This window comes from Microbacterium sp. NPDC090014 (assembly GCF_044748285.1).
Lineage (GTDB): Bacteria > Actinomycetota > Actinomycetes > Actinomycetales > Microbacteriaceae > Microbacterium.
In genome coordinates this window covers 1,749,887-1,772,139 of sequence record NZ_JBIVFS010000001.1, presented here as the reverse complement: position 1 = coordinate 1,772,139, position 22,253 = coordinate 1,749,887, and the positions used below count along the sequence as shown (strand labels likewise).

Here is a 22,253-nt window from a genome sequence, read left to right as displayed (position 1 = left end):
CCCCTCGCGAACGAGGGACGGCATCGCGTGCAGACGGGGCCGGGGTGTTACTCCCCCGAGGCGGCTTCCAGTCCGAGCAGCGTGTTCACGGCATCCGTGAGGCGCTTGTCGGCCTCGGCGAACTTGGTCAGGTCGCCTGCCTTCAATGCGGCCTCTCGGTCGGTCAGCGCCTGCTGCGCGGCTGCAAGAGCCTCGGCCTCGGCGTCGGTCGGCACCGTCGGCTCGGTCGGGACCTCACCGGTGTCCGGGTCGGGCTCGGTCGGCTCGACCTCATCGTCTCCACCGGTCGCACCGGCATCACCGCCGAAGAGGGTGTCGAGCGCGGCGGTCAGCGTGTCTTCGAACGCGACCTTGTCGCCGAAGGCCACGAGGACCTTCTGCAGACGCGGCAGCTTGGTGCCCTCCGAGGACTGCACGTACACCGGCTGCACGTAGAGCAGACCGCCGCCCACGGGCAGAGTGAGGAGGTTTCCGTACAGCACCTCGGACTCGCCCTGCTGCAGCAGGTTGAGCTGCGGCACCACAGCCGTGTCCGAGTTGTAGGTGTTCTGCACCTGGCCGGGGCCTGGCACGGTCGTATCGGTGTCGATCTCGAGCATCCGAAGCTGGCCGTAGCCTTCTGCCTTCACGCCGGCCTCCGATCCGGCATCCGAGTCGACCGCGAGATAGCCCATCAGCACGTCGCGGTTGCTGCCGCCCTGCGCCGAAGGAATGAACGTCGAGAACATCGAGAAGCGCGGGGAATCCTGACCCGGCATCTGCATCGTCAGGTAGTACGGCGGCTGCAGGACCTGCTCGCTGCGCGGGTCGTTCGGCGTCTGCCAGCGGTTGTCCTGCTGCGCGAAGGAGCCGGCGGTGTCGATGTGGTAGGTGCCGAGGATGTCGCGCTGCACCTTGAACAGGTCTGTCGGGTAGCGGACGTGGCTCATCAGATCGGCCGACATGTCGCTCACCGGCTTGAGCGTCGACGGGTAGATGTTCTGCCAGGTCTGCAGCACGGGATCCTGGTCGTCCCATGCGTACAGGGTGACCGAACCGTCGTAGGCGTCGACCGTGGCCTTGACCGAGTTGCGGATGTAGTTGATCTCGTCGATCGCGAGCGTCGGCGACGGGAGGTTCGAGTCGGCGATCGCATCCGACAGGCTCACGTTCGTCGAGTAGGGGTAGGTCGAGCTCGTGGTGTATCCGTCGACGATCCAGACGATCCTGCCGTCCACGACGCTCGGGTACGGGTCGCTGTCGAGCTCGAGGTACGGGGCGACCTTCTGCACGCGCGTCTTGGGATCGCGGTCGTACAGGATCTGCGAGTCCTCGTTCACGAGGTTCGAGAACAGGATCTGCTCCGACTGGAACTTCAGCGCGTACAGCAGCTTCGTGAAGCTGCTCCCGATCTTCGGTCCGCCGTCGCCCTCGAACGTCGTCTTGGTCTCGCTGGCGCCGTCCTTGCCTCGCGGATAGTCGATCTCGACAGGATCGGTTCCGTCGGGAGAGCCGACGATCGAGTACCCCGGCGAGTTCTCGCCGAAGTACACGCGCGGCTCGAACTCCTCCTGCTGGGTGAGGAAGCCGTCGGACGGGATGCCACGCTCGAGGAAGACCGGCTCGCCGTCGGGCGTGCGCTGGTTGCCCGCTGCGACGACCAAGCCGTAGCCGTGCGTGTAGACAGCGGCGCGGTTGTTCCAGTTCGTGACGTCGACGCCGTTCATGTCGAGGTCGCGGACGGAGACGACCGTGTCCTGCATCTCCCCGCCGATCTCGTAGCGGTCGACGTCGAGCTTCTCCTGGAACTGGTAGTAGCCGCGGTACTGCTCGAGCTGTCGCACGGCGGGGCTGATCACGTTGGGGTCGACGATGCGGATCGATGCGGTGGTCTCGGCGTCTTCACGCAGCTGGCCGGCCTCGGCATCGGTCTCGGCTTCGAACGGGGTGGTCTCGAGGTCGGCGACCCCGTACGCCTCCTTGGTGCCGTCGATGTTCCGCTGGTAGAACTCGGCCTGGTAGGCGTTCTGGTTCGGGCGGACCTGGAACGTGGTGACGGCCCACGGGAATCCGACGCCGACGACGAGCGAGGCGACGATGAGCAGCGCGGTCGCGGCGAGAGGGAACCGCCACCGGCCGATGACGGCCGTGACGAAGAAGAGGATGGCGACGAGCGCGGCGATGATCGCGAGGATCGCGAGGCCGGGGATCGTGGCGTTGACGCCCGTGTAGGCCGGGCCGACGATGCGGTCGTCCTGTGCGACGAGGGTCTTGTAGCGGTCGAGCCACAGGCTCGCCGCCTGAACCAGAAGGTACAGCCCCGCGATCACAGCGAGCTGGATGCGTGCGGGCTTCGAGATGCGCAGCTCGCCCTGACCGATGCGGACCGACCCGTAGAGGTACGACACCAGCGCGGTGACGATGAGGGTGAGCAGCAGGACCGCAGACACGAAAGCCAGCAGGATCGAGTAGAACGGCATCGCGAACATGTAGAAGCCGGTGTCGACGCCGAACTGCGGGTCGGTGGCGTCGGTCGCGACGCCGTTGGCCCAGAGCCAGACGGTCTTCCACTGGCTGGCCGCCGAGAAGCCGGCGAAGAGGCCGAAGAAGATCGGCATGCCCCACATCGCGAGGCGGCGGAGCGGCTCGATGACCTCCTGGTACCTGTCGAGCTGCGAGCTGAGCCGCACGTAGACGGGGCGCAGTCGGTACGCGAGCTGGATGGCGACGAACAGCGGCACGGCCATGCCGAGGAATCCGACGACGAACATCACCGCCGTGGCGAACCATTGGGTGGTGAGCACTCCCGCGAAGCCCACCTGGTCGAACCAGAGGAATTCGGTGTAGAGCGACGCGAAGACGAAGAAGGCGGCGATCAGCGCGGCGATGATCGCCAGCGAGATACCGAAGATTCTTCGCGAGGTTCGGGGAGTGGCCGGGTTCGGTGCAGAAGTCGAGGTCACCCTCCCATCCTAGGCACGCCTTACTGTGCTGCGGCTGTCATACCTGTCACGGGGAGGTCACGACGTCGCAGGTCGGGAGCGATCCCACGTCGCCGCCGTTCGCGATCACCTCGAGCGCGTCGAGCGATTCCTCCAGCGTCGAGGTGCTGATCACGGTCAGTCCGTCCGGCACGTGGCCGGTGACCTCGTCGCAGTTCGTCGACGGAGCGAGGAAGTACTCCGCCCCCGCATCACGGGCACCGTAGAGCTTCTGACGGATGCCGCCGATCGGCCCGACCGTCCCATCGGCCTCGATCGTGCCGGTGCCGGCGACGTTCTCGCCGCCGTTCAACTCCCCTTCGGTGAGGGTGTCGATGATGCCGAGCGCGAACATCATCCCGGCGCTGGGTCCACCGACATTGTCGAGCTGGAGCGTCACATCGATCTCGAAATCGTAGTCCGTGCGCAACGTGACACCGATCAGCCACGTCGTCACGTCACCGTCGGTCTGCTCGACGGGCGTCACCTCGACCACCTGTTCCTCGCCGGAGCGCTGCACGGTGAGCGAGACCGGCGCGCCCTCCCCATCCTGGATCGCCTGACGCAGCTGCTTCGCGGAGGTCACCGCGGCGCCGTCCACGGCGGTGATGACGTCCTCCGCCTCGAGCGCTCCCTCGGCCGGTGCATCCTCGACGACCTCCTGGACGACGACCTCGGCTCCGGTGTCGTAGCCCAGCTCGTTGAGCGCTGCCGCGGTCGCCTCGTGCTGCGAGTCCACCATGAGTGTCGCGTTGCGTTCGTCACGCTGCTCCGTCGTGACCCCCTCGGGGAACACGGAGTCGAGAGGCACCACCGCTCGTGAGGAGTCCATCCACGCGAGAGCGAGCTCGAACCAGCTCGGGGTGCGCTCACGGTTTCCGACGACCTGCACGGTCGTGAGGTCGAGAGTGCCTCCGGTCTCGAACGTCTCGGCGCCGTCGACCTGGATGAGCGGAACCTGCTCGCCGTCGGCTCCTGCCGCGGTGCCGAGGGTGTCGTAGACCGGGCCCGGGCGCTGGATCACGTAAGGCGTCGGGAGGAAGGTCAGCACGACGAGCGCGATCAACGCGACGACCAGCGCCCAGACTCCCAGTCCGAGCTTGACAGACCGGGTTCGATCCACAGGGTTCCTCCGTCGTTCGCGGGCGGCGTACAGCGATCTGCCCGCTTCGGGGTCTCGCGGCCGATCCTGTGACTAGCGTAGATGCCACGGCTTTAGGCGTGCTGAGAGGCGAGCGACATGTCAGACAACGACCCGACCCCCGAGGACTTCCAAGAGTTCCTCCGACGCATGATGTCCGGCCAGGGCGCCGGAGACATCGACCCCGAGGCGCTGCAGAACGCCTTCGCGGGCATGGATGGGATCCAGATCGACCCGGCGATGATGCAGACGATCATGTCGCAGCTGCAGGGTGCGTTCGGCGGCGATCCCTGGGAGAACGCGCTGCGGCAGGCGCTGCACATCGCCAACCGCGACGGTCTCGGCATCACCGACGGCTCGCGGACCTCGCTCGTCGACTCCTTCGCCCTCGCGGACCTCTGGCTCGGCGAGGCGACCACGATCTCCGAACTCGGCGAGTCGCCGAAGGCCATGACGCGCGGCGAATGGGTCGAAGCGACCCTGCCCGTGTGGAAGGAGATCGCCGGCCCCGTGTCGACGAGCATCGCCGATGCGCTCACCAGCGCGCTCGACACGCAGGTGCCCGAAGAGATGCGCGACGTCGTGCAGGGCGCGGGCAAGCTCATGCGCGGTCTCGGCGGCTCGGTCTTCGCGGCGCAGTTCGGCCAGGTCCTCGGCAACCTCGCACTCGAAGTGGTGTCGGGCGGAGACGTCGGCATCCCGGTGCTTCCGGCCGGCACTGCCGCTGTCATCCCCCAGAACCTGACAGCGTTCGGCGAGGGTCTCGAGATCCCCGAAGACCAGATCACCCTCTATCTCGCGACCCGCGAACTCGCATACGCCCGGCTGTATCGCCACTCGAAGTGGCTGCACCTGCACGTCATGGCGCAGATCACCGATTTCGCCCGCGGGGTCACGGTCGACGTGGATGCACTCGAGGACGTCGCAAGCCGCCTCGACCCGTCCAACCCCGAAGAGCTCCGCGCGGCCATCGAAGGCGGTGCGCTGCTTCCCACGCAGACCGACGCGCAGCGCGAGGCACTGGACCGACTCGAGAACCTCGTCGCGACGATCGACGGCTGGGTCGACGTCGTGACCGCGCAGGCCACCTCCCGTCTTCCCGACGGTGCCCGCATCGCCGAAGCCGCTCGTCGCCGCCGCGCGGTGGGCGGTCCCGCCGAGGACGCACTCGGCGCTCTCGTCGGACTCAAGCTGCGGCCCCGTCGTCTGCGCGAGGCATCGGCCATGTGGCAGGCGGTGACAGACGCCGTGGGCATCGCCGGGCGCGACTCCCTGTGGGACTACCCCGACCTCATGCCGACGTCGGACGACATCGACGACCCGTCGGCGCTCGTGGCGCGACTGCAGGCGAGCGCGCGGGGAGAGCAGCCGGTCGCCGATGAGTTCGACGAGGCGCTGGCACGTCTGCTGGATGGCGACGACTTCTCGCGAGAGCAGCCGGAGACGCCCGAAGGCGAGCAGGACACGGACGGTGACGACGGCCCAGGGGGCGACCGACCCGTGTGACCGACGGGGTGGCAGAGGCGCGAGGACTTTTCCACGGATGCCCGCGACTCCCCCACCGGGAGCTCGGCTTTGCGCAGAATCGAGGGATGTCTCCTCTGACACCCAAGACCATCACTCGCCTGGATCCCGCGGTTCCGCTGCTCTGGCGCGACGGTGAGACCCTGCAGATCGGCATCGAGGGGACACTGCGCATCGCCGCCTCGGAGCCGTGGGTCGAGCGTCTGATCGCTCGGATGGCCGCCGGATTCCGGCGCGGGGGCTTCGATGTCGTGGCACATGCCGCCGGCGCCCCGCGCGCAGAGGCGCGGATGCTCCTGTCGCGGCTCGAGCCGCTGCTCGTCGACGATTCTCCCGCTCCCCCGGCTGCGTGGGTGGAGAGCATCGACGTCGCCGACGCGCGATGCGAGTTCCGCATGCGCGAGGCGCTCCTCGACGAGGGCATCGCCGTCGGCGAGCGGGAGAATCCCCGCGACATCGGCATCGTGCTGGTCGAAGGTGCGGCGGCCGCGCTGCACTTCGCACGCTACCTTCGCGACGACACCTCGCACCTTCCGGTCGCGCTCGAGCGAGGACGGATCACGGTCGGACCCCTGGTGGTGCCCGGCGAATCGGCCTGCCTGACCTGCCGCGACGAGCATGAACGCGAGCGCGACGATGCCTGGCCCCGCATGCACGCCCAACTCATCGGGCGCGGCGCGGGTCCGATCAGTGCCGCGCGGATCACGGAGGCGGCGACGCTCGTCGCGCGGCTGCTCGCAGAGAGCGCGGCCCCGGGCTCGTTCGTCGAGGTCAGCGGCGAGGGGCGCCGCGACTGGCGCTCGGTGACGTTTCACGAAGAATGCCGGTGCCGCGAGCAGTCGTTCCCATCTCTGCCAGGAACCGCGACGGGGCGCGTTCCCCGCGTCCCGCTGAGCGCGACCACGACAGCGAGAGAGTACGCGCGGCCCGCGTGACGCCGACGTAAGCGAGGCGGCGCTCTTCGTCGATCGCCTCGAAGCCGGTGGCGTAGGAGATCGGAAGTGCGCCCTCCGCCCACCCCGCGAGGTAGACATGCGGCCATTCGAGACCCTTGGCGGCGTGCAACGTCGACAGAGTCACGGTGCGCATGGTGGGCTCGTGCTGGTCCTTCGCGCGCGCCATGAGCGCGTCGCTGAAGGTGCGCAGGGTCTCATCGGGTCCGGCGTCTTCGGCGAGACGCAGAATCGCCCGCCGAGCCTCCCAGCCGTCGCGCTGAGCTCCCCCGGCCGCCGGTGGCTCGTCGGAGAGACCGAGCTCGCGGAGGACCCTCTGGACCCCGGGCAGGAAACCGTGCTCGGTCGGCGCGACCGCGGCGGCCCGCAGGGCCAGGATCGCCTGTCGCACCTCGGGCATCGCGAAGAACCGGGTTCCACCCAGCACCGATGTCGCGATGCCCTCGGCGGCGAGCGCCTGCTGCAGCACCGCGGACTGCGCATGAGCCCGGTAGAGCACGGCGATCTCTGAGGGCGACGCCCCTGACTCGATCCGCGCCGCCACGGCGGCGGCGATCCCCTCTGCCTCGTCGCGCTCGGAGTCGTACGCCGTGACCGTGGGCGAATCCGCGTTGAACGTCTCTCTCGCCGGGACGAGTTCGAGGGCGCCCGGCCGCCCCTTCATCAGGGCGTTCGCCGCTTCGAGGATCGGGGCCTGCGAACGGTAGTTGGTCTCGAGACGCACGACCGTGGCATCGGGATGCCGCCGCTCGAACTCGAGGAGGAATCGCTGTTCGGCGCCGGCGAACGAGTAGATGGTCTGACTCGCGTCACCGACGACGCAGATGTCCTTGCGATCGCCCAGCCAGAGTTCGAGCAGGCGGTTCTGGAGCGGAGAGACGTCCTGGTACTCGTCGACCGTGAAATGCCGATACTGCTCGTGCACGGACGCTGCGACGCGAGGTTCGGCCTCGAGCATCCCGGCGCAGGCCAGCAGCACGTCCTCGAAGTCGAGTTGGCGCCGCTCGTCCTTCAACGCTTCATAGCGCTGTTGCAGTTCGACGAACTGAGCGGAGTCGACGCCGCTCAACGTGCGGCCGAGCGACGCGTGCTGTTCGATCGACAACATCGACACCTTGCGCCATTCGATCTCCGAGGCGAGGTCGCGAAGCGTCGCGGTGCTCGGCCGCAGTCGCATCGCGTCGGCAGCCTGGCCGAGCAGCCTCACCTTGTTGTCGATGATCGACGGAGCGGGTGATCCGGCCAGTGTGGGCCAGAAGAAGTTCAGCTGGGCGAGGGCGGCGGCGTGGAATGTCCGCGCGGCCACGCCCTCGACGCCGAGCGCGCGCAGACGACCCCTGAGCTCGCCCGCCGCCTTGGCCGTGAAGGTCACCGCCATGACGCGCGACGGCGAGTATGCACCGGTGTCGACGCCATGGGCGATCCGGTGGGTGATCACTCGGGTCTTCCCGGTTCCCGCACCTGCGAGCACGGCGACGGGACCGCGCAGCACGGATGCCGCCTCCCGCTGTCGATCGTCGAGGGCTTCGAGCGCGCTCACGCGCGCTCCTCGAACCAGTCGAGGATCAGTGCGCGCGCGATGGACGCGGGTCCGGGGAGGCCGACGGGTCCGTCACCGGCGAGAGCGGACCCGATCTCGTCACGGGTGAACCAGCGGACGTCGATGATCTCCTCCCCGTCGGGCCGCAGCTCGTGCTCATCCAGAGCGACGGCACGGAAGCCGAGCATGAGCGAGCGAGGGAACGGCCACGGCTGAGACGAGACGTAACGCAGCGAGGCCAGCCGAACGCCGGATTCCTCCTCGAGCTCACGATGCACGGTCGACTCCAACGACTCGCCCGCCTCGGTGAATCCGGCGAAGCATGAGTACATCCGGCCGCCCCAATTGGCGTTCGCCCCGAGCAGGAGCCGTTCGCCGTCAGAGCTCTCCACCGCGACGATGACGGCTGGGTCCGTCCGAGGGAAGTGCTCGCGACCGCAGACGAGGCAGCGGCGCGACCATCCGGCCTGGCGCAGCTCCGTCCCTCCGCCGCATCGGGGGCAGAACGGTGCGTCCCGCAGCCAGCCTCCCAGCGCGAGCGCCTCGATGAGCAGCTCTGTGTCACCCGAGCCGAGACGCGCGCCGAGGTCGCGGAGTCCCAGCCACACCTCGTCGGGTGCGGTGTCGACGGTGTCGCCCTCGGGCTGCAGAACGGCGAGAAGCACGGCGGTACCGTCACCTTCGCGCCCGAGGAGCGCCCAGGTCGCATCGACGATCTCGCCGGCGGGAACCCGCAGCAGCGTGGCCGATTCGAGGTCGGCGCCCGAAATGCGCACGCGGCCGTCTCGTACGGCGATGACCCGCGTCGCCTCGTCGGCGCGCAGACGATCGAGGACTCCGGGTTCGACCCGCAGATCCGCTGCGCGATCGAGGGATGTGCTGCTGCCGGCGATCATCGTCTCCCTCTCTCACGGGCGTGGCGGAAGCTGGACCACCCCCACGTCCACCTACCCTGGAGGCATGGGACGCTCTCCATTCACTCTAGCCGCGGCGGTGACTGCCGCACTGCCCGGCGCCGAGGTGATCGGGGCCCGCACGCTCAGCGCCGACGGTGACGGACGCTTCGACTCCGCGGTCGCCACTCTCGCAGACGGGCGCGAGCTCGCGATCCGTGTCGCCGATGACGATGAGACCTCACGCGAGCTGGCCGCCGAGGCCCTCGCGCTGCGGGCTCTGACGGCCGGTGCGCGGGCGATGCTCCCCTTCCGAGCCCCGGAATACATCGGCGAGACGCGACTCGCAGACGCCCGCGCGCTCGTGACGGAGCTGCTGCCCGGATTCCAGATCGAGGCGGCGATGGTGCCGGCCGGCCGTGGCGCCGCCGAATCGATGGGTGCGGCGATCGCGGCAGTGCACTCCCTGCCCACCTCCGTCGTGAGAGGCGCCGGATTGACGACGCGGTCTGCGCAGGAGAGCCGCGACGAACTCGCTCGACTGATCGACTCCGCGGCATCGACCGGGCGCGTCCCCGCGCGGCTCACCGTGCGATGGCGCGACGCCGTCGCCGATGACGATCTCTGGCGGTTCGAATCGACGGTCGTGCTGGGCGGCGTGCAGTCGACCTCCTTCATCTTCCGGGACGACCCGGATCTCGGTCCCGAGGTCACCGGACTCATCGGCTGGCATTCGCTCTCCGTCGGAGATCCGGCGATCGATCTGTCGTGGCTGTCCACCGCCCCTGATGCGGCGCACGACGTCCATGCCGCGTACGCTCGGGCCGCCGACCGCGGGCCGGACGGCGCTCTCGAGGTGCGCGCACGCCTGCTCGCCGAGCTCGAATTCGCCCGATGGCTCGTCCACGGCGACTCCTTGCACCGACCCGACATCGTCGACGACGCCGCCGCCCTTCTCGAGGCACTCGCCGAAGGATTGCACAGCGACGATCTCGGCGTGATCGCGTCGCGCAACGAGGGCGTCGAGTCCGCCCTGGACGCGCTCGACAGAGTGCCGGCACGCGCCTCGGCGGGGGCCGACACGTCGATGCAGACCGACGCGTACAACCCGAACGAGCTGTGGCGCGACGACGACGCCGACGGTCCTGATGGCGATGCCGACGATCAGGCGACGAGCGATCTCAGCGACGCCGCCGCGGACGCCGCTCGTCGTCTCGAGGTCGGTGGTCTCGAGACGGAAGATCTTTCAGGCGTGCGCAGGCACACCGCGCAGGAGCCCACCGCGGAGCGACGCCCGGTCGATGACCCGGCGCGGACTGAGCGAGCGGACGGCTCAGACGAGGGATCGCCGGAGGACGAGGCTCAGCGGGCTGCCCGAGCAGCGCTCCAGCGCTGGAAGAGCTCCGACTCGGAGTAGACGCGGTCACCGCGGATGACGAGGTCGTCCGCGACGTAGTACAGCGCCACGTCGATCTCCTCCAGGGGCACTCCGAAACGACGGTGGTAGGCGAGACGGTAGAGCGCGAGCTGCAGCATCCGCTCCTCCCGTTCCCGAGGTGTGCGTGGGGCCTTGCCCGTCTTCCAGTCGACGATCTCGATGCGCCCGCCGCGATCTTCGCGTCGATAGACCGCGTCGAGTTTGCAGATGACGATATGGCGTTCGTCACCCGGCACAGCGCCACCCAGCGCGAAGTCGATCTCGATCTCGACCGCGATGGGCTTGAGCGCTCCCCACTCGCTGGCCTCGAAGATCGACTGCAGGGTCTCGAGGTCGGCGGCGTCGGCGGACGAGACCTCCGCTCCGCCGACGGTCTCGACGAACGAGAGATCATCCTCGTCGACCTCCCACAGCGCCTCGTCGACGCGCTGACCGACGCCGACGAGTTCGCTCCGCCGCTCGACCCATGCGTGGAACAGCGTGCCCAGCCGGGTCTGCCGATACGGCCGCTCAGGCATCGGACGGACGATGGAAGACACGGTGCCGGTGAAATCGGTGACGTAGTCCTTGAAGCGGGAGGCCGGCACCCGGGTGGGCGGTGATGCGTCGGTGCCACGCAATCGGGCGGCGCGCTCGGCGAGCAGACGCGCCAGTTCGGGAGCGGCCTCCGGCTCCCCGTCGGCTGCCGCGCGCACGGCAGCGGCGGCTGCCTCGACGACTCCACGCCGAGCGCCGAGCGGGTCGAGAGGCCAGGTGAGCGTTGCGCCGGGGCCGTCGTAGGGGTTCTCGTCCGGATCCACGGGCTCGATCGGAGCGATTCCGAGAATCTCCATCGCCTCGGTCAGATAGGGGCTCGGCTTCTTCGGCTGCTTCTGCCCCGCCCAGTGGGCCCCGGTCAGAAGCAGATGACTGCGCGCCCTGGTGACGGCGACGTAGGCGAGTCGACGCTCCTCCTCCTGCTGATACTCGCGGTAGGCGTCCTTGAAGACCGTGATCGCGCCCGGCGCTGTCTTGCTCCTGCTGGTCAGCGATGCGATACCTGCCTTCAGCCGCTTCGCCGCATCGAGCTCTTCGTCCGAGGGCGCTATCCAACTGAAGGTCGGCAGGGCCGCGCTGTCGCCTCGCAGAGCGAACGGCAGCACTCCGAAGCCGAACCATCCTGAGGTGTCCGTCGGGCGCGACGGCAGTTCGCCCTCGACCATGCGGACGACGGCGACCGCATCCCACTCCAACCCCTTGGATCCGTGGATCGTCAGAAGCTGGACGACCCCGGGTTCGGGCGGCTCGGGCCGCGGCACCAGCTCGTCTGTGCTCTCGGCCTTCTCCAACCAGGCGAGGAGACTCGAGATGGTCCCCCGTTCGTCTGCGGCGAGGAACGACCGAACCTCGTCGGTGAACGCGCGCAGCTGCGTCGCCGCGATACGCGCCGGCCCTCTGGTCTCGTTCGCTGCGAGCTCGATGTCCAAACGCAGCTCGAGCTCGATCAGCCTCAGCAGATCGGGAAGCGGAAGCGACGACGCCCGTCGGAGGCGTTCGAGCATCTCGCCCGCGGCACGGATGCGAGAACGCCCGTCCGGCGTGATCCCGGCGAGAAGGCGGTAGTCGTCGCTGAGACCGCGGAGCACGTCGACGGCGTCGATGATCGACAGCGCCTCGTCCGCCCCCCGTGACGCGCGGATGCGTTTGCGGAGCTCGTCGTCCAGCGGCAGCAGCCCGCTGTCCCGACGGGAGAGCTCCGCCGCGAGCTGCTGCAACGCCGCCATGTCGGCGACACCGACGGAGAATCGAGGACCGACGAGGAGCCTGATCAACGCAGAGCCCGCCGTCGGATCGTGCAGCACGCGCAGCGTCGACACGACATCGACGACCTCGGGGGTCGCCAGGAGTCCCCCGAGCCCCAGGATGCGGTGCGGAATCCCTTCTGCGGCAAGGGCCGCCGCGAACGTCTGCATGTGCCGCTTCGACCGGAACAGCACCGCTCCGGTATGCGGCTTCGCGAGGTCGTCGTGCTCCGCGCGACGCGCCGCGAACCATTCGGCGACCGCGCGAGCCTCGTCATCGACGGTGAGCGGGAAGCTCATCTCGACCGCCCCGGGGCCGGCGCCGGGACGAGACTCGAGCGGTGGCACATCCAATCCGGGCCTGCGCAGCGGACCGAGGATGCGGTTGGCGACACCGAGGATGCTCCGGTCGTTGCGCCAGCTCGTCATCAGACTGTAGTTGCCGACGCTCTCGTGTTCGGAGAAGGTGCGCGCGAAGGCGTGCAGATTGTCCGCGCTGGCGCCTCGCCATCCGTAGATCGACTGGTGCGGATCCCCGACCGCCATCACCGCGGTGTCGCGGAAGAGTCGGGCGAGGAACTGCGTCTGGATCACCGAGGTGTCCTGGTATTCGTCCAGCAGCACCACCTGATGCTGCTGCCGCAGGTCCTCGCGCACGTCGGGAGACGACTCCACGATGTCGTAGGCGCCGCTGACCTGGTCGGCGAAGTCCAGCACTCCGCGGCGCTCCTTCTCGGCGATGTAATCGCGCACCAGGACGGACAGAGCGGGAAGAGCGCGCAGGTTCGCAGCCGCGGTCGCGACCTCCGCGTTGCTGAGGTACGGCTCGAACGCCTCGGCCTGGCGCAGCGCGATGCGATCGGCGCGGTCGAGATCGACCCGGTGATCGAGCGAGTCGCCGGCCAATCTCTGAACCGCGTCGACCACCCCCGCCACCGACCGGTCGATCTCCTCCAGCTCCGGCAGGTCGGCGCGCAGCACCACGTCGCGCACGAGCATCCAGGATGCGGCCTGGCTGAGCATGGCGACGTCGGAGTCGCGGCCGATGCGCGCCGCGTGCTCGCGCACGATGCCATCCGCGAACGCGTTGTAGGTCGAGACCTTCGGACGGATCAACAGATCCTCGGCCGAACGGGGGGTCGAGACCGCCCCGGTGCCGAAACGTGCGGCGAGCTCGTCGAGCACCTGCGATCGGACGACCTCGCGCTGTCTGGCGTTCGCGGCTCTCGACACCCGATCGAGGGCACCGCTCGCCACGATCTCGGGCAGGTGCGGCAGCAGTCCTCGTCTCCCGTATTCGTCGATGAGCGCCAGACGGACGCCGATGCGCTCCGCGAGCTCACCCGCGGCCTTCCGCGTGAAGGTCAGGCCGAGGATCTGATCGCGTCGCACATGCCCGTTCGCGACCAGCCAGACGACGCGGCCGGCCATCGTCTCGGTCTTTCCGCTGCCCGCGCCCGCGACCACCAAAGCCGGCGCCGGTGGCGACTCGATCACCCGCTGCTGAGCCTCCGTCGGTGCGGGGAGACCGAGCGCGGCGGCGACGTCCAGAGCAGAGATCCCGTTCCCCGCTCCCGTCCACGCCGTCACGCGCTCACCGCGGCGACGGTGTGGATGCGGCACGGCTGGACTCGCCATTGCGTATCCGCGCAGTGAGCCTCGACATGGGCCGTGAAGCTCGCCGCCGACATCCCTCGGGCGGCTTCCGCGATCCGCCCGAGGAACTGGACACGCTCTTCACCGGCGAGGGTGTGCTGGTGCGCGACGCGGAAATCGCTGCCGGCCAGGGTCTTGGCGACCAGGACGAGGCGCGCGCCGGCGAGGGCCGCAGGATCCGCTCCCGCCACGAGTCCTTCCTGCACCGCCACCTGGTATGCGGCGAGCTGGGCGTGGTCCGCCACCTTCTGCTCGCTCTCCGGCTCGTACTTGCCGGTCTTCAAGTCCACGACCACGACGCGCTCCCCGCTCTGCGCATCGGCCATGCGCGTCCACTTCTGTCCCCGCGCCTTCGCATGCTCTCCACCACCCGCGGTGTACGCCTCGACCCGGTCGATGAAGCCGTGCACGATCGCATGGTGCGGATGGGGGTCGCCGTCGACGCTCGCCGCACGCACGCCCGGCGCGATGCCCTCCTGCTCGGGCACCTCGACCGCGAACCGGAACTCCACCTCGCCGGCGATCACCCGACCGCCTTCGTCCGCCACGTCCGACAGGTAGCTGTGCAGTCGATCGATGTACAGATCGGCGCGGCGCCTCTCCTTGCGACCTATCCAGGCCGTCTCGAAATCGAGCTCCGGCCAATGCTCGGCCAGGACCTCACGCAGACGGTCCAGTTCGCCGTCGGGCACCTGCTCCATCGCCTCGTGGATGATCGTGCCGATTCCGGCCGACGGCGGCATCACGGTGTCGCCGCCCAGGGCGGACACCGCCCAGTTCAGCTCGCACTCCTCGAAGGACTCCATCCGCGACGGCGAGACCCGGGCGGCGTCGACGGCGAGGTCGTGCAGCGGTGCATCGGTCGTCGGCGGCGTCACTCCGTACCACTCGTCCGGATCGGCACCCGGCACTCCCTCCCGCGCGAGCACCGCCAGCTGGGCGGAGGCGTGGTCTCGGGCGGCACGGACGCTCGAGGTCGTCAGTACCCGACGATGACGCGCGACGAGACCGCGCAGCGTGAGCGGGTGCTCGGCCGAGGCATGCAGCTCGGGCGGGTCGGGCGGCGGGAGGAAGCCGAAGAACGCACTGGGTGTCATGTCGTCGTCATCGACCGCGGTGATGAGGAGTCTGCTCCGCGAACGAGAGATGGCGCGGACGAACAGCCGCAGCTCATCGTGCAGAGCGGCGCGGCGCCTGTCGAGTGCCTCGGGCGGGTGCTCGGCGGTTCCGGTGCGGGATGCGAGCAGTGCGTCGGCGAGACGCCAGGACTGGAGCATCCCGCCGCGCAGCCGCACATTCGGCCAGATTCCGTCCTGCACTCCGGCCACCACGACCGCGTCGAACTCCGTTCCGAGTGCGGTCGCCGGTGTGAGCAGGGTCACACGGCCCGGCCGGTCGGGACTCGAGAGAGAGTCTTCGGGCACCTCGCTGTCGAGGATGTCGCGCACGAAGACCTCCGGCTTCTCGTTCGGGGTGCGCTCGACGAATCGCTTGGCCGCACCGAACAGGGAGACGAGCGCATCGAGGGCTCGCGCCGTCTCCGCACCGCTGGTCTGCAACGACATCTCACGCCAGGCGATCTGGAGCTTGCGCCCGTCGACCGCTCTGGCCTGGTCCCAGACCCGCCACAGGAGATCGTGGATCGTCTCGCCGTCGGCAGCCGCGGCGGCCACATCTGCGATCGTCGCGGCGAAGCGCGCGGCCAGGCGCGATTCCTGGGCGTCGATGAGCGTGAAGTGGTCGGGCGATGCCAGCGCCTGGCGCAGCAGTTCCCGTGCGGGCGTCGAGCCCCCCAGGTCGAGCTCGATATGGCGCAGACGAGCGCGAAGGCGTCGGAGCCCGATCGCATCCATGCCTCCGAAGGGAGTGCGGAGCGCCTCCTCCCAGTCCTGGGGAGTCCGCTCCTCGGCCGGCGTGAGGGCCAGGCGCACGATGCCGACGATGTCGCGCACGATCGGCTCGGAGCCGAGAGGACGTTGCACGCCCGCGGCTCTCGTCGGGATCTCCCGCGCGGCGAGCTCTGCGTCGAGCTGCGTGACCTGCCTGGTGTCGTGTGCGATGACCGCGATGCGATCCCACGGGACGTCATCCACGAGATGCCATTCGCGCATGACACCCGCGATGCGGTCGAGCTCTTCATGCGGTGACGGGGCGATGAAGGTGCTCACGTCGCCGGGGGCGCCCGGGCTGTGCGCGGCGACGGGCTCGGGCGCGCGCCTGTGGTCGACGCGGCCCGACACGCCGATCGCCTGCGTGACGGTGCGGGTCAGCGCGGTGAGCGCCGGCGCCTGACGATGAGGGACATCGAGCACGTGGACCTCGCCCAGCGCCGTGGCGAGGTGCGCGAACAGCTCGGGGCTCGCGCCGCGGAAAGCTCCGGAGGAGATGTCAGGATCACCGAAGGCGAGCACTGCCGTGCCTCGCGCACGGAGCGCCTCGACCACCGCGATGCCACCGCGTGTCAGCTCCTGCGCATCGTCGATGAGCACCACCCTGAGGTCGGCGAGAGGGCCGAGGGCACTCGGCTCCGCGGTGCGCAGGATCGTGCACGCCTCGGCGAGCAGGTCTGCCGCGTCGCGGTGGGATGCCCGTGCCAGGTCGAGCACGGCGCGGTATTCGACGAGGAACTCGGCGACGGACGACCAGGCGGGGACATCGGACGTGCGCAGCTCGTCGGGCTGCGCCCCCAGTTCGACGCATTCCGCGAGGAAGGCACGGAGCTCGGAGCGGAACCCCTTGGAGGCGCGTACGGCGGGGCTCAGCGCCTGCGGCCAGTCGATGCGCTCGTCCTCCGCATCGCCGGCGAGGAGCTCGGCGATCAGGCGGTCCTGGTCTGCGCCGGTCAGCAGAGCCGGTGGCTCCGCCCCTTCGCGGACCATCGCTCCGCGCACCACCTGGAATGCGAACGACCCGAGCGACCTGGCCAGCGGCCCGGGAGTGGCCTGACCGATCCTGACCCCGATGCGGTCCCGCAGCGCGGTCGCCGCCTGCCTGCTGGGAGTGAGGACGAGGACCTGCTCCGGACGCATCCCCGCTGTGTCGAGCAGATGGACGACGCGCTCGGTGAGAGTGCGGGTCTTGCCCGTGCCGGGCGCCCCGATGATGACGCCGGATGCCGAGGCGTCTGCACCGATCACGGCGTTCTGCGCGGCATCCTCTGTCATGTCCTCCACGCTACTGCGGCGCGCCGACATCGCCGGGCGTCGGCGCCTCGCGACGGTGTGCGCTCAGGGCGAAACCGGCCCGATCCGCGGATCCCGTCACCTCGCCGCCCGGTAGAGTTAGGCTCAGTCGTCGACCTCCGAGGTCGACTCGACCACAGCATCGTCGACTGGAAAACAGGAGTACGCGTGGAAATCCGCATCGGCATCATCAACACCGGCCGTGAGCTCAGCTTCGAGACCGCATCGAGCGCGGACGAGGTCCGCACGCAGGTCTCCTCGGCTCTCGAGCAGAACACTTCTCACCTGAGCTTCGCCGATGTCAAGGGCAACTCCTACCTGGTTCCGACCGCGAACCTCGCGTACATCGAGCTCGGCACCGAGGAGTCTCGTCGCGTCGGCTTCTTCGCCTGACCCCACGATGTACATCCTCCTCGCTCTCGTCGGAGCGTGCGCGCTCGGCATCGCGGCCCACTACATGATCGGTGGGCGGGAGTTGCGCGGGGTCGCTCTCACCCCCGCTGTCGCCACGGCCCTCGCTGCCGTCATCTACACCGGCCTGCAGTGGCTCGGCGTGGGCGAGGACAGCATCTGGCTATGGCTCGCGAGCGTGGTGGGATCCGTCGGCATCGCGGCAGTCGCCACCGTCGCGATCGTCGCGTCTCGCCTACGCAGCGATGCCGCGGCCAAGGCGGCACTCGGCATCTGATGCCGTCGGCCGGGTCCGTCGGCTAGGAGGCGAGACCCATCGCATCCATGCGGCGTGCGTGCGCGCCCATCAGCTCGGTGTAGACCAATTCGACGCGGTCCTCGCTCATCGCGGCGAGCTCGGGCTGACGCAGCGCCGACCGGCACACCAGGATCGTGTCCCCCACGAGCCGGCGCGCCCACATCGAGAGCAGCGACCGCCACTCGCCGTCGCCGTCGATCGTCTCCTGGATGATGGCGACGATCTCGTGTCGCGCATCGTCCTCGGAGAGGATCTCCGCGACCCTCTCCCCCGTGTCGCCGTAGCTCGAGGCGAGCGCGAAGTAGAAGTCGTCGAGCATGCCTGCCGTGATGTAGACGGCGAGGAGAGTCTCCCGCGGACGCGCGCCGATGGTCTTGCGCCGGAAGGCGTCGAGGTTCTCCCGGAACGGGAGCATGAGCTGCGTCGGATCGTCTCCGCGCTCCGCGATGAGTTCGACTATCGCCCGATGCTTGGTGAGCGCAGCACCGGCTGCCCGGGAGAGCGCCTCCTTCTCGGAGAGCTCCGGAGTCGCCCTGATCAGCCGCGTGAGCGTCTCGAAGTACCCCAGCTGGAGGTACGCCGCCTGTCCCAGGAATCGCGGCAGCTCCGGCGCGAGTTCGGCGAAGTCGACCCGCGTCGCCGCTCCTTGATCGCCCCGACTGCGCAACGTCATCGTGCGCCGGGGCGTCCTACGCTTCCAGAACCAGTTCACCACGGGGTTCACACTACCCGGGAGACGCGATATTCCCGGGCGTCGCCACCCCCTCGGGTAGGCTGTCCCTGTCCCCGCCGTCGGAGCGGGGCCCGCGCCTGTGGCACAAGAGACGGCGTGGATCCGTGAACATGGCGATCCTCGCAGGTCGCCGGACAGGCATCTGAACATTGACAACCTTCGCTGATCTCGGAATCGATCAGGACATCATCGACGCTCTCGCCTCCAAGGGCATCGTCGACGCATTCCCGATCCAGGAGCAGACCATCCCCCTCGGCCTTCCGGGCCAGGACATCATCGGCCAGGCCAAGACCGGAACAGGCAAGACCTTCGGCTTCGGCATCCCCGTGGTGCAGCGGCTCGGCCTCGACCCCGAGCACGGCGTCAAGGCGCTCATCGTGGTGCCGACGCGCGAGCTCGCGGTGCAGGTGTACGAGGACATCGACCTGCTGACGAGCAACCGCTCCACCAGCGTCGTCGCGATCTACGGCGGCAAGGCATACGAGGGCCAGATCGACCAGCTCAAGGCGGGCGCCCAGATCGTCGTCGGCACGCCCGGTCGCCTGATCGACCTCGCCGGCCAGCGTCTGCTCGACCTCTCCAACGCGACCGAGGTCGTGCTCGACGAGGCCGACAAGATGCTCGACCTCGGATTCCTCGCGGACATCGAGAAGATCTTCCAGAAGGTCCCGGCCGTCCGTCACACCCAGCTGTTCTCCGCGACCATGCCCGGACCGATCGTCGCGCTGGCTCGTCGGTTCATGACGAACCCGATCCACATCCGCGCGACCGACCCCGACGAGGGTCTCACGCAGGCGAACATCAAGCACCTGGTGTACCGCGCCCACTCGCTCGACAAGGACGAGATCATCGCCCGCATCCTCCAGGCGGAGGGTCGCGGCAAGACGGTGATCTTCACCCGTACCAAGCGGGCCGCGCAGCGCCTCGTCGACGAGCTCAGCGACCGCGGCTTCAACGTCGGCGGCGTGCACGGCGACATGGGACAGGACCAGCGCGAGCGGTCGATGGCCGCGTTCAAGGCCGGCAAGCGCGACGTCCTCGTCGCGACCGATGTCGCCGCCCGCGGCATCGACGTCGACGATGTGACGCACGTCATCAACCACACCATCCCCGACGAGGACAAGACCTACCTGCACCGCGCCGGTCGCACCGGCCGGGCGGGCAAGACCGGCATCGCCGTGACCTTCGTCGACTGGGAGGACCTGCACAAGTGGGCGCTGATCAACCGCGCCCTCGAGTTCGGGCAGCCCGACCCGGTCGAGACCTACTCCTCGAGCCCGCACCTGTTCAGTGACCTCGACATCCCCGCAGGCACCAAGGGCCGTCTCGTCTCGGCTCCCAAGACCCAGTCGGTCAAGACCGAGCGCGCACCGCGCCCCGAGCGTGCGGCCGATGCCGCGGCCGAGGGCACGGATGAGGGCGGCACCCGCCGTCGTCGGCGTCGTCGGGGCGGCTCGACCCCGGTGGGCTCGACATTCGCCGAGGGCGCTGCCGACGCATCACCCGGAGACTCTCAGTCCTCGCCGTCAGCGGACCGCGGCGCCGAGGGCGCCGGCACCCACGACGGCGCAGGCAAGGAGCACCACGACGGCAAGCCGGCCCCGGCCCGTCGTCGCCGTCGTCGCCGCGGGGGTTCGGGCGGCGCGGGAGCGGCTCCGGTCGTCGGAGCCTGATCGACTCCACCTCAGGGACTCACAGAGGGGCGGATGCTGCAGCTGCGGCATCCGCCCCTCTGCCGTCCCGGCGTCAGGCGTAGCGGGGTGCGGTGCCGGTCGCGCGCTCGATCAGTCGCTCCACCATCTCGTCGGATGTGGTGTTCTCGCCCGGCAGATTGGGTTTCCCGGTGCCGTGATAGTCGCTCGAGCCGGTGACGATGAGATCGTGCTTCGCGGCGATCGCGTGCAGCGTCTTCCGGCCTGCCGCGGTGTTCTCCCGATGATCGATCTCGAAACCGCCCAGGCCTGCGGCGATGAGCTGCTCGATGAACGGCACGGGCATCATGTGGTCGCGGCCGATCGTGGCAGGGTGCGCGATGATCGCCACCCCTCCGGCCTCGGTGATCAGACGCACTGCCGTGAGGGGGTCGGGCGCGTAGTGCGGCTCGTAGTAGCCCTCTCTGGGGTGCAGAATCCCGTCGAACGCCTCGGTGCGGTCGCGCACGATTCCGCGCGCCACGAGGGCATCGGCGATGTGCGGACGGCCGACCGTCGCGTCGAGAGTGGTCTGGGCGAGGACATCGTCCCAGTCGAGGTCGTAGTCACGACCGATGCTGCGGACGATCCGCTCGGCACGACCGATCCGGTCGCCTCTGATGCGATCGGTCTCGGATCCGAGCGCCTCGTCGAGCGGATCGAAGAGGTAGCCCAGCACGTGCACACTGCGCCACTCGTGTTTCGCGGAGAGTTCCATGCCGGGGATGAACGTCATCCCGAGCTCGGCCGTCGCCGCTGCCGCCTCGTCCCACCCCGTCGTGCGATCGTGATCGGTCAGCGCCATCGTGCGCACCCCGAACCGGTGTGCCTGGCGCACGACATCGCCGGGCGACTCCGTTCCGTCCGAGTGGTTCGAGTGCATGTGCAGGTCGGACGGACCGGCGAAACGGCGGGATCGAGCGGTGGCCATGCTCCGAGCGTACCGACGACCGTGGACGTCGGCCGCGCACGCCTGTCGCTCTAGGGACTTCACAGAGAGGACTTCTAGGCTGAAGAGGATGTTTCGACTACTGGGGATCCTCGTCACCGTGCTGCTCGCGATCGCGACGGCCGTCGTCGTCTGGCCGCAGTTCTTCCATCTCGAGCAGACCTATCCGTTCGCGCAGATCGTCGCCGCCCGCGGCGTGGTCCTGGCGGCATTCCTCCTCGTCGCGGCCGTTTCGATGCTGCTCCTGTTCGCGAAGCCGTTGCGCGGCTTCGCGGCATCCGTGCTGATCGTCGCCCTGCTCGGCGCCGGTGCGACGGGAGCCATCGGCTTCATGCGCGGGTTCGGCGCGGACACGCTCCCCGCCGCCACCGATTCGAGCATCCGGGTGCTCACCTGGAACACCGCCGGCGACGAGGTGTCCGCCGAGGAGATCGCGCGGGAGATCCTCGAGCGTGGCGCTGACGTCGTCGCATTGCCCGAGACCACCGAAGAGGTGGGCGAGCAGATCGCCGTGCTGCTGCGCGATCAGGATCACCCCATGTGGGTGCACCATGTGCAGTTCAAGCCCGACGTCGTCGACGGCCCCAAGTCCTGGCACACGACCGTCCTCGTCTCCCCCGACCTCGGCGAGTACTCCGTGATCGAGTCGTCCGAGGACGGCTCCAACAACACCGGCTCGGTGCCCAGCGCGGTGCTGATGCCGGTCGATGGCGAGGGTCCGACGATCGTCGCGGTGCACGCCGTCGCGCCCCGGATGGAGGACATGGCGCAGTGGCAGAGCGACCTGCGCTGGATCGCCGACCAGTGCCCCGAGGGGAACTTCATCCTCGCGGGCGACTTCAACGCCACGATCGACCACATGGCGGGGCTCGGCGTCGACGGCGGCGACATGGGGTACTGCCGCGACGGTGCGAGCCGCTCCGGCAACGGATTCAGCGGCACATGGCCGAGCTCGCTGCCGGCGCTGCTGAGCACCCCGATCGACCACGTCATGGCGTCGCCGAGCTGGTCCACGACGGGTTCCGTCGTGATCGGCGGCTCGGGAAGCGACCACCGCGGTCTCGTGGTGCAGCTCGAACCCGCAGGCTGACATGCCGTGGCCG

14 protein-coding genes are annotated in these 22,253 nt (G+C 69.2%); 6 read left to right on the top strand and 8 right to left on the bottom strand.

The genetic code is table 11. The annotated features are described in order from the left end of the window. Positions 1–47: 47 nt before the first annotated feature. A complete protein-coding gene (locus ACIPV5_RS08350) occupies positions 48–2,942 on the bottom strand; it encodes a UPF0182 family protein (protein ID WP_400340716.1) in 2,895 nt (964 codons plus the stop codon). A 46-nt stretch (positions 2,943–2,988) separates the two neighbouring features. Continuing rightward, positions 2,989–4,083, bottom strand: a complete 1,095-nt coding sequence (locus ACIPV5_RS08345; RefSeq protein ID WP_082586550.1) for a PDZ domain-containing protein — start codon at positions 4,081–4,083, stop codon at positions 2,989–2,991. Between the two features lie 117 nt (positions 4,084–4,200). On the opposite strand from ACIPV5_RS08345, the gene ACIPV5_RS08340 reads away from it, so the two are divergent. After that, complete coding sequence (locus ACIPV5_RS08340) at positions 4,201–5,607, top strand: zinc-dependent metalloprotease (protein WP_394194306.1); 1,407 nt, start codon at positions 4,201–4,203, stop codon at positions 5,605–5,607. Between the two features lie 789 nt (positions 5,608–6,396). Here ACIPV5_RS08340 and ACIPV5_RS08335 read toward each other — a convergent pair. Next, on the bottom strand, positions 6,397–8,118 hold the full coding sequence (locus tag ACIPV5_RS08335) for an ATP-dependent helicase (RefSeq protein ID WP_053095601.1): 1,722 nt from the start codon (positions 8,116–8,118) through the stop codon (positions 6,397–6,399). Beyond that, positions 8,115–9,014 carry an NAD(+) diphosphatase gene (nudC, locus tag ACIPV5_RS08330; protein ID WP_400340714.1) on the bottom strand — a complete coding sequence of 300 codons (900 nt, stop codon included), beginning with the start codon at positions 9,012–9,014 and terminating at the stop codon, positions 8,115–8,117. The genes ACIPV5_RS08335 and nudC overlap by 4 nt, the downstream gene beginning before the upstream one ends. 64 nt (positions 9,015–9,078) lie before the next feature. Here nudC and ACIPV5_RS08325 point away from each other — a divergent pair, with 64 nt between their 5' ends. Next, positions 9,079–10,428, top strand: coding sequence for a phosphotransferase (locus tag ACIPV5_RS08325; protein WP_072591014.1), 1,350 nt, complete (start codon positions 9,079–9,081; stop codon positions 10,426–10,428). Here ACIPV5_RS08325 and ACIPV5_RS08320 read toward each other — a convergent pair. Both ACIPV5_RS08320 and ACIPV5_RS08315 read right to left on the bottom strand, forming a co-directional pair. After that, entirely contained in the window at positions 10,374–13,868 is a 3,495-nt protein-coding gene (locus ACIPV5_RS08320; protein WP_400340712.1) for a UvrD-helicase domain-containing protein, read from the bottom strand. The genes ACIPV5_RS08325 and ACIPV5_RS08320 overlap by 55 nt on opposite strands. Then, positions 13,817–17,050 (bottom strand): ATP-dependent helicase, encoded by a 3,234-nt coding sequence (locus ACIPV5_RS08315; protein WP_400340710.1) that lies wholly within the window; start codon positions 17,048–17,050, stop codon positions 13,817–13,819. Before ACIPV5_RS08315 ends, ACIPV5_RS08320 begins: the two co-directional genes overlap by 52 nt. A gap of 186 nt (positions 17,051–17,236) precedes the next feature. On the opposite strand from ACIPV5_RS08315, the gene ACIPV5_RS08310 reads away from it, so the two are divergent. Together ACIPV5_RS08310 and ACIPV5_RS08305 are read left to right on the top strand one after the other, a co-directional pair. Continuing rightward, on the top strand, positions 17,237–17,461 hold the full coding sequence (locus ACIPV5_RS08310; RefSeq protein WP_053095596.1) for a DUF3107 domain-containing protein: 225 nt from the start codon (positions 17,237–17,239) through the stop codon (positions 17,459–17,461). A 7-nt stretch (positions 17,462–17,468) separates the two neighbouring features. After that, the gene (locus tag ACIPV5_RS08305; RefSeq protein WP_400340707.1) at positions 17,469–17,756 is read left to right on the top strand and encodes a hypothetical protein; all 288 of its coding nucleotides are present in this window, start codon (positions 17,469–17,471) and stop codon (positions 17,754–17,756) included. A gap of 22 nt (positions 17,757–17,778) precedes the next feature. Here ACIPV5_RS08305 and ACIPV5_RS08300 read toward each other — a convergent pair whose 3' ends face one another. Next, positions 17,779–18,492 (bottom strand): ferritin-like fold-containing protein, encoded by a 714-nt coding sequence (locus ACIPV5_RS08300; protein ID WP_053095594.1) that lies wholly within the window; start codon positions 18,490–18,492, stop codon positions 17,779–17,781. Between the two features lie 167 nt (positions 18,493–18,659). Between ACIPV5_RS08300 and ACIPV5_RS08295 the strand changes: the two genes are divergently transcribed. Beyond that, positions 18,660–20,183, top strand: coding sequence for a DEAD/DEAH box helicase (locus tag ACIPV5_RS08295; RefSeq protein WP_053095593.1), 1,524 nt, complete (start codon positions 18,660–18,662; stop codon positions 20,181–20,183). A gap of 73 nt (positions 20,184–20,256) precedes the next feature. Here the strand turns inward: ACIPV5_RS08295 and ACIPV5_RS08290 are convergent, their stop codons facing one another. Then, positions 20,257–21,132 carry a PHP domain-containing protein gene (locus ACIPV5_RS08290; protein WP_400340705.1) on the bottom strand — a complete coding sequence of 292 codons (876 nt, stop codon included), beginning with the start codon at positions 21,130–21,132 and terminating at the stop codon, positions 20,257–20,259. Positions 21,133–21,220: 88 nt separating this feature from the next. Between ACIPV5_RS08290 and ACIPV5_RS08285 the strand changes: the two genes are divergently transcribed. Beyond that, positions 21,221–22,240, top strand: coding sequence for an endonuclease/exonuclease/phosphatase family protein (locus tag ACIPV5_RS08285; RefSeq protein ID WP_372984639.1), 1,020 nt, complete (start codon positions 21,221–21,223; stop codon positions 22,238–22,240). The last annotated feature ends 13 nt before the right edge of the window (positions 22,241–22,253 follow it).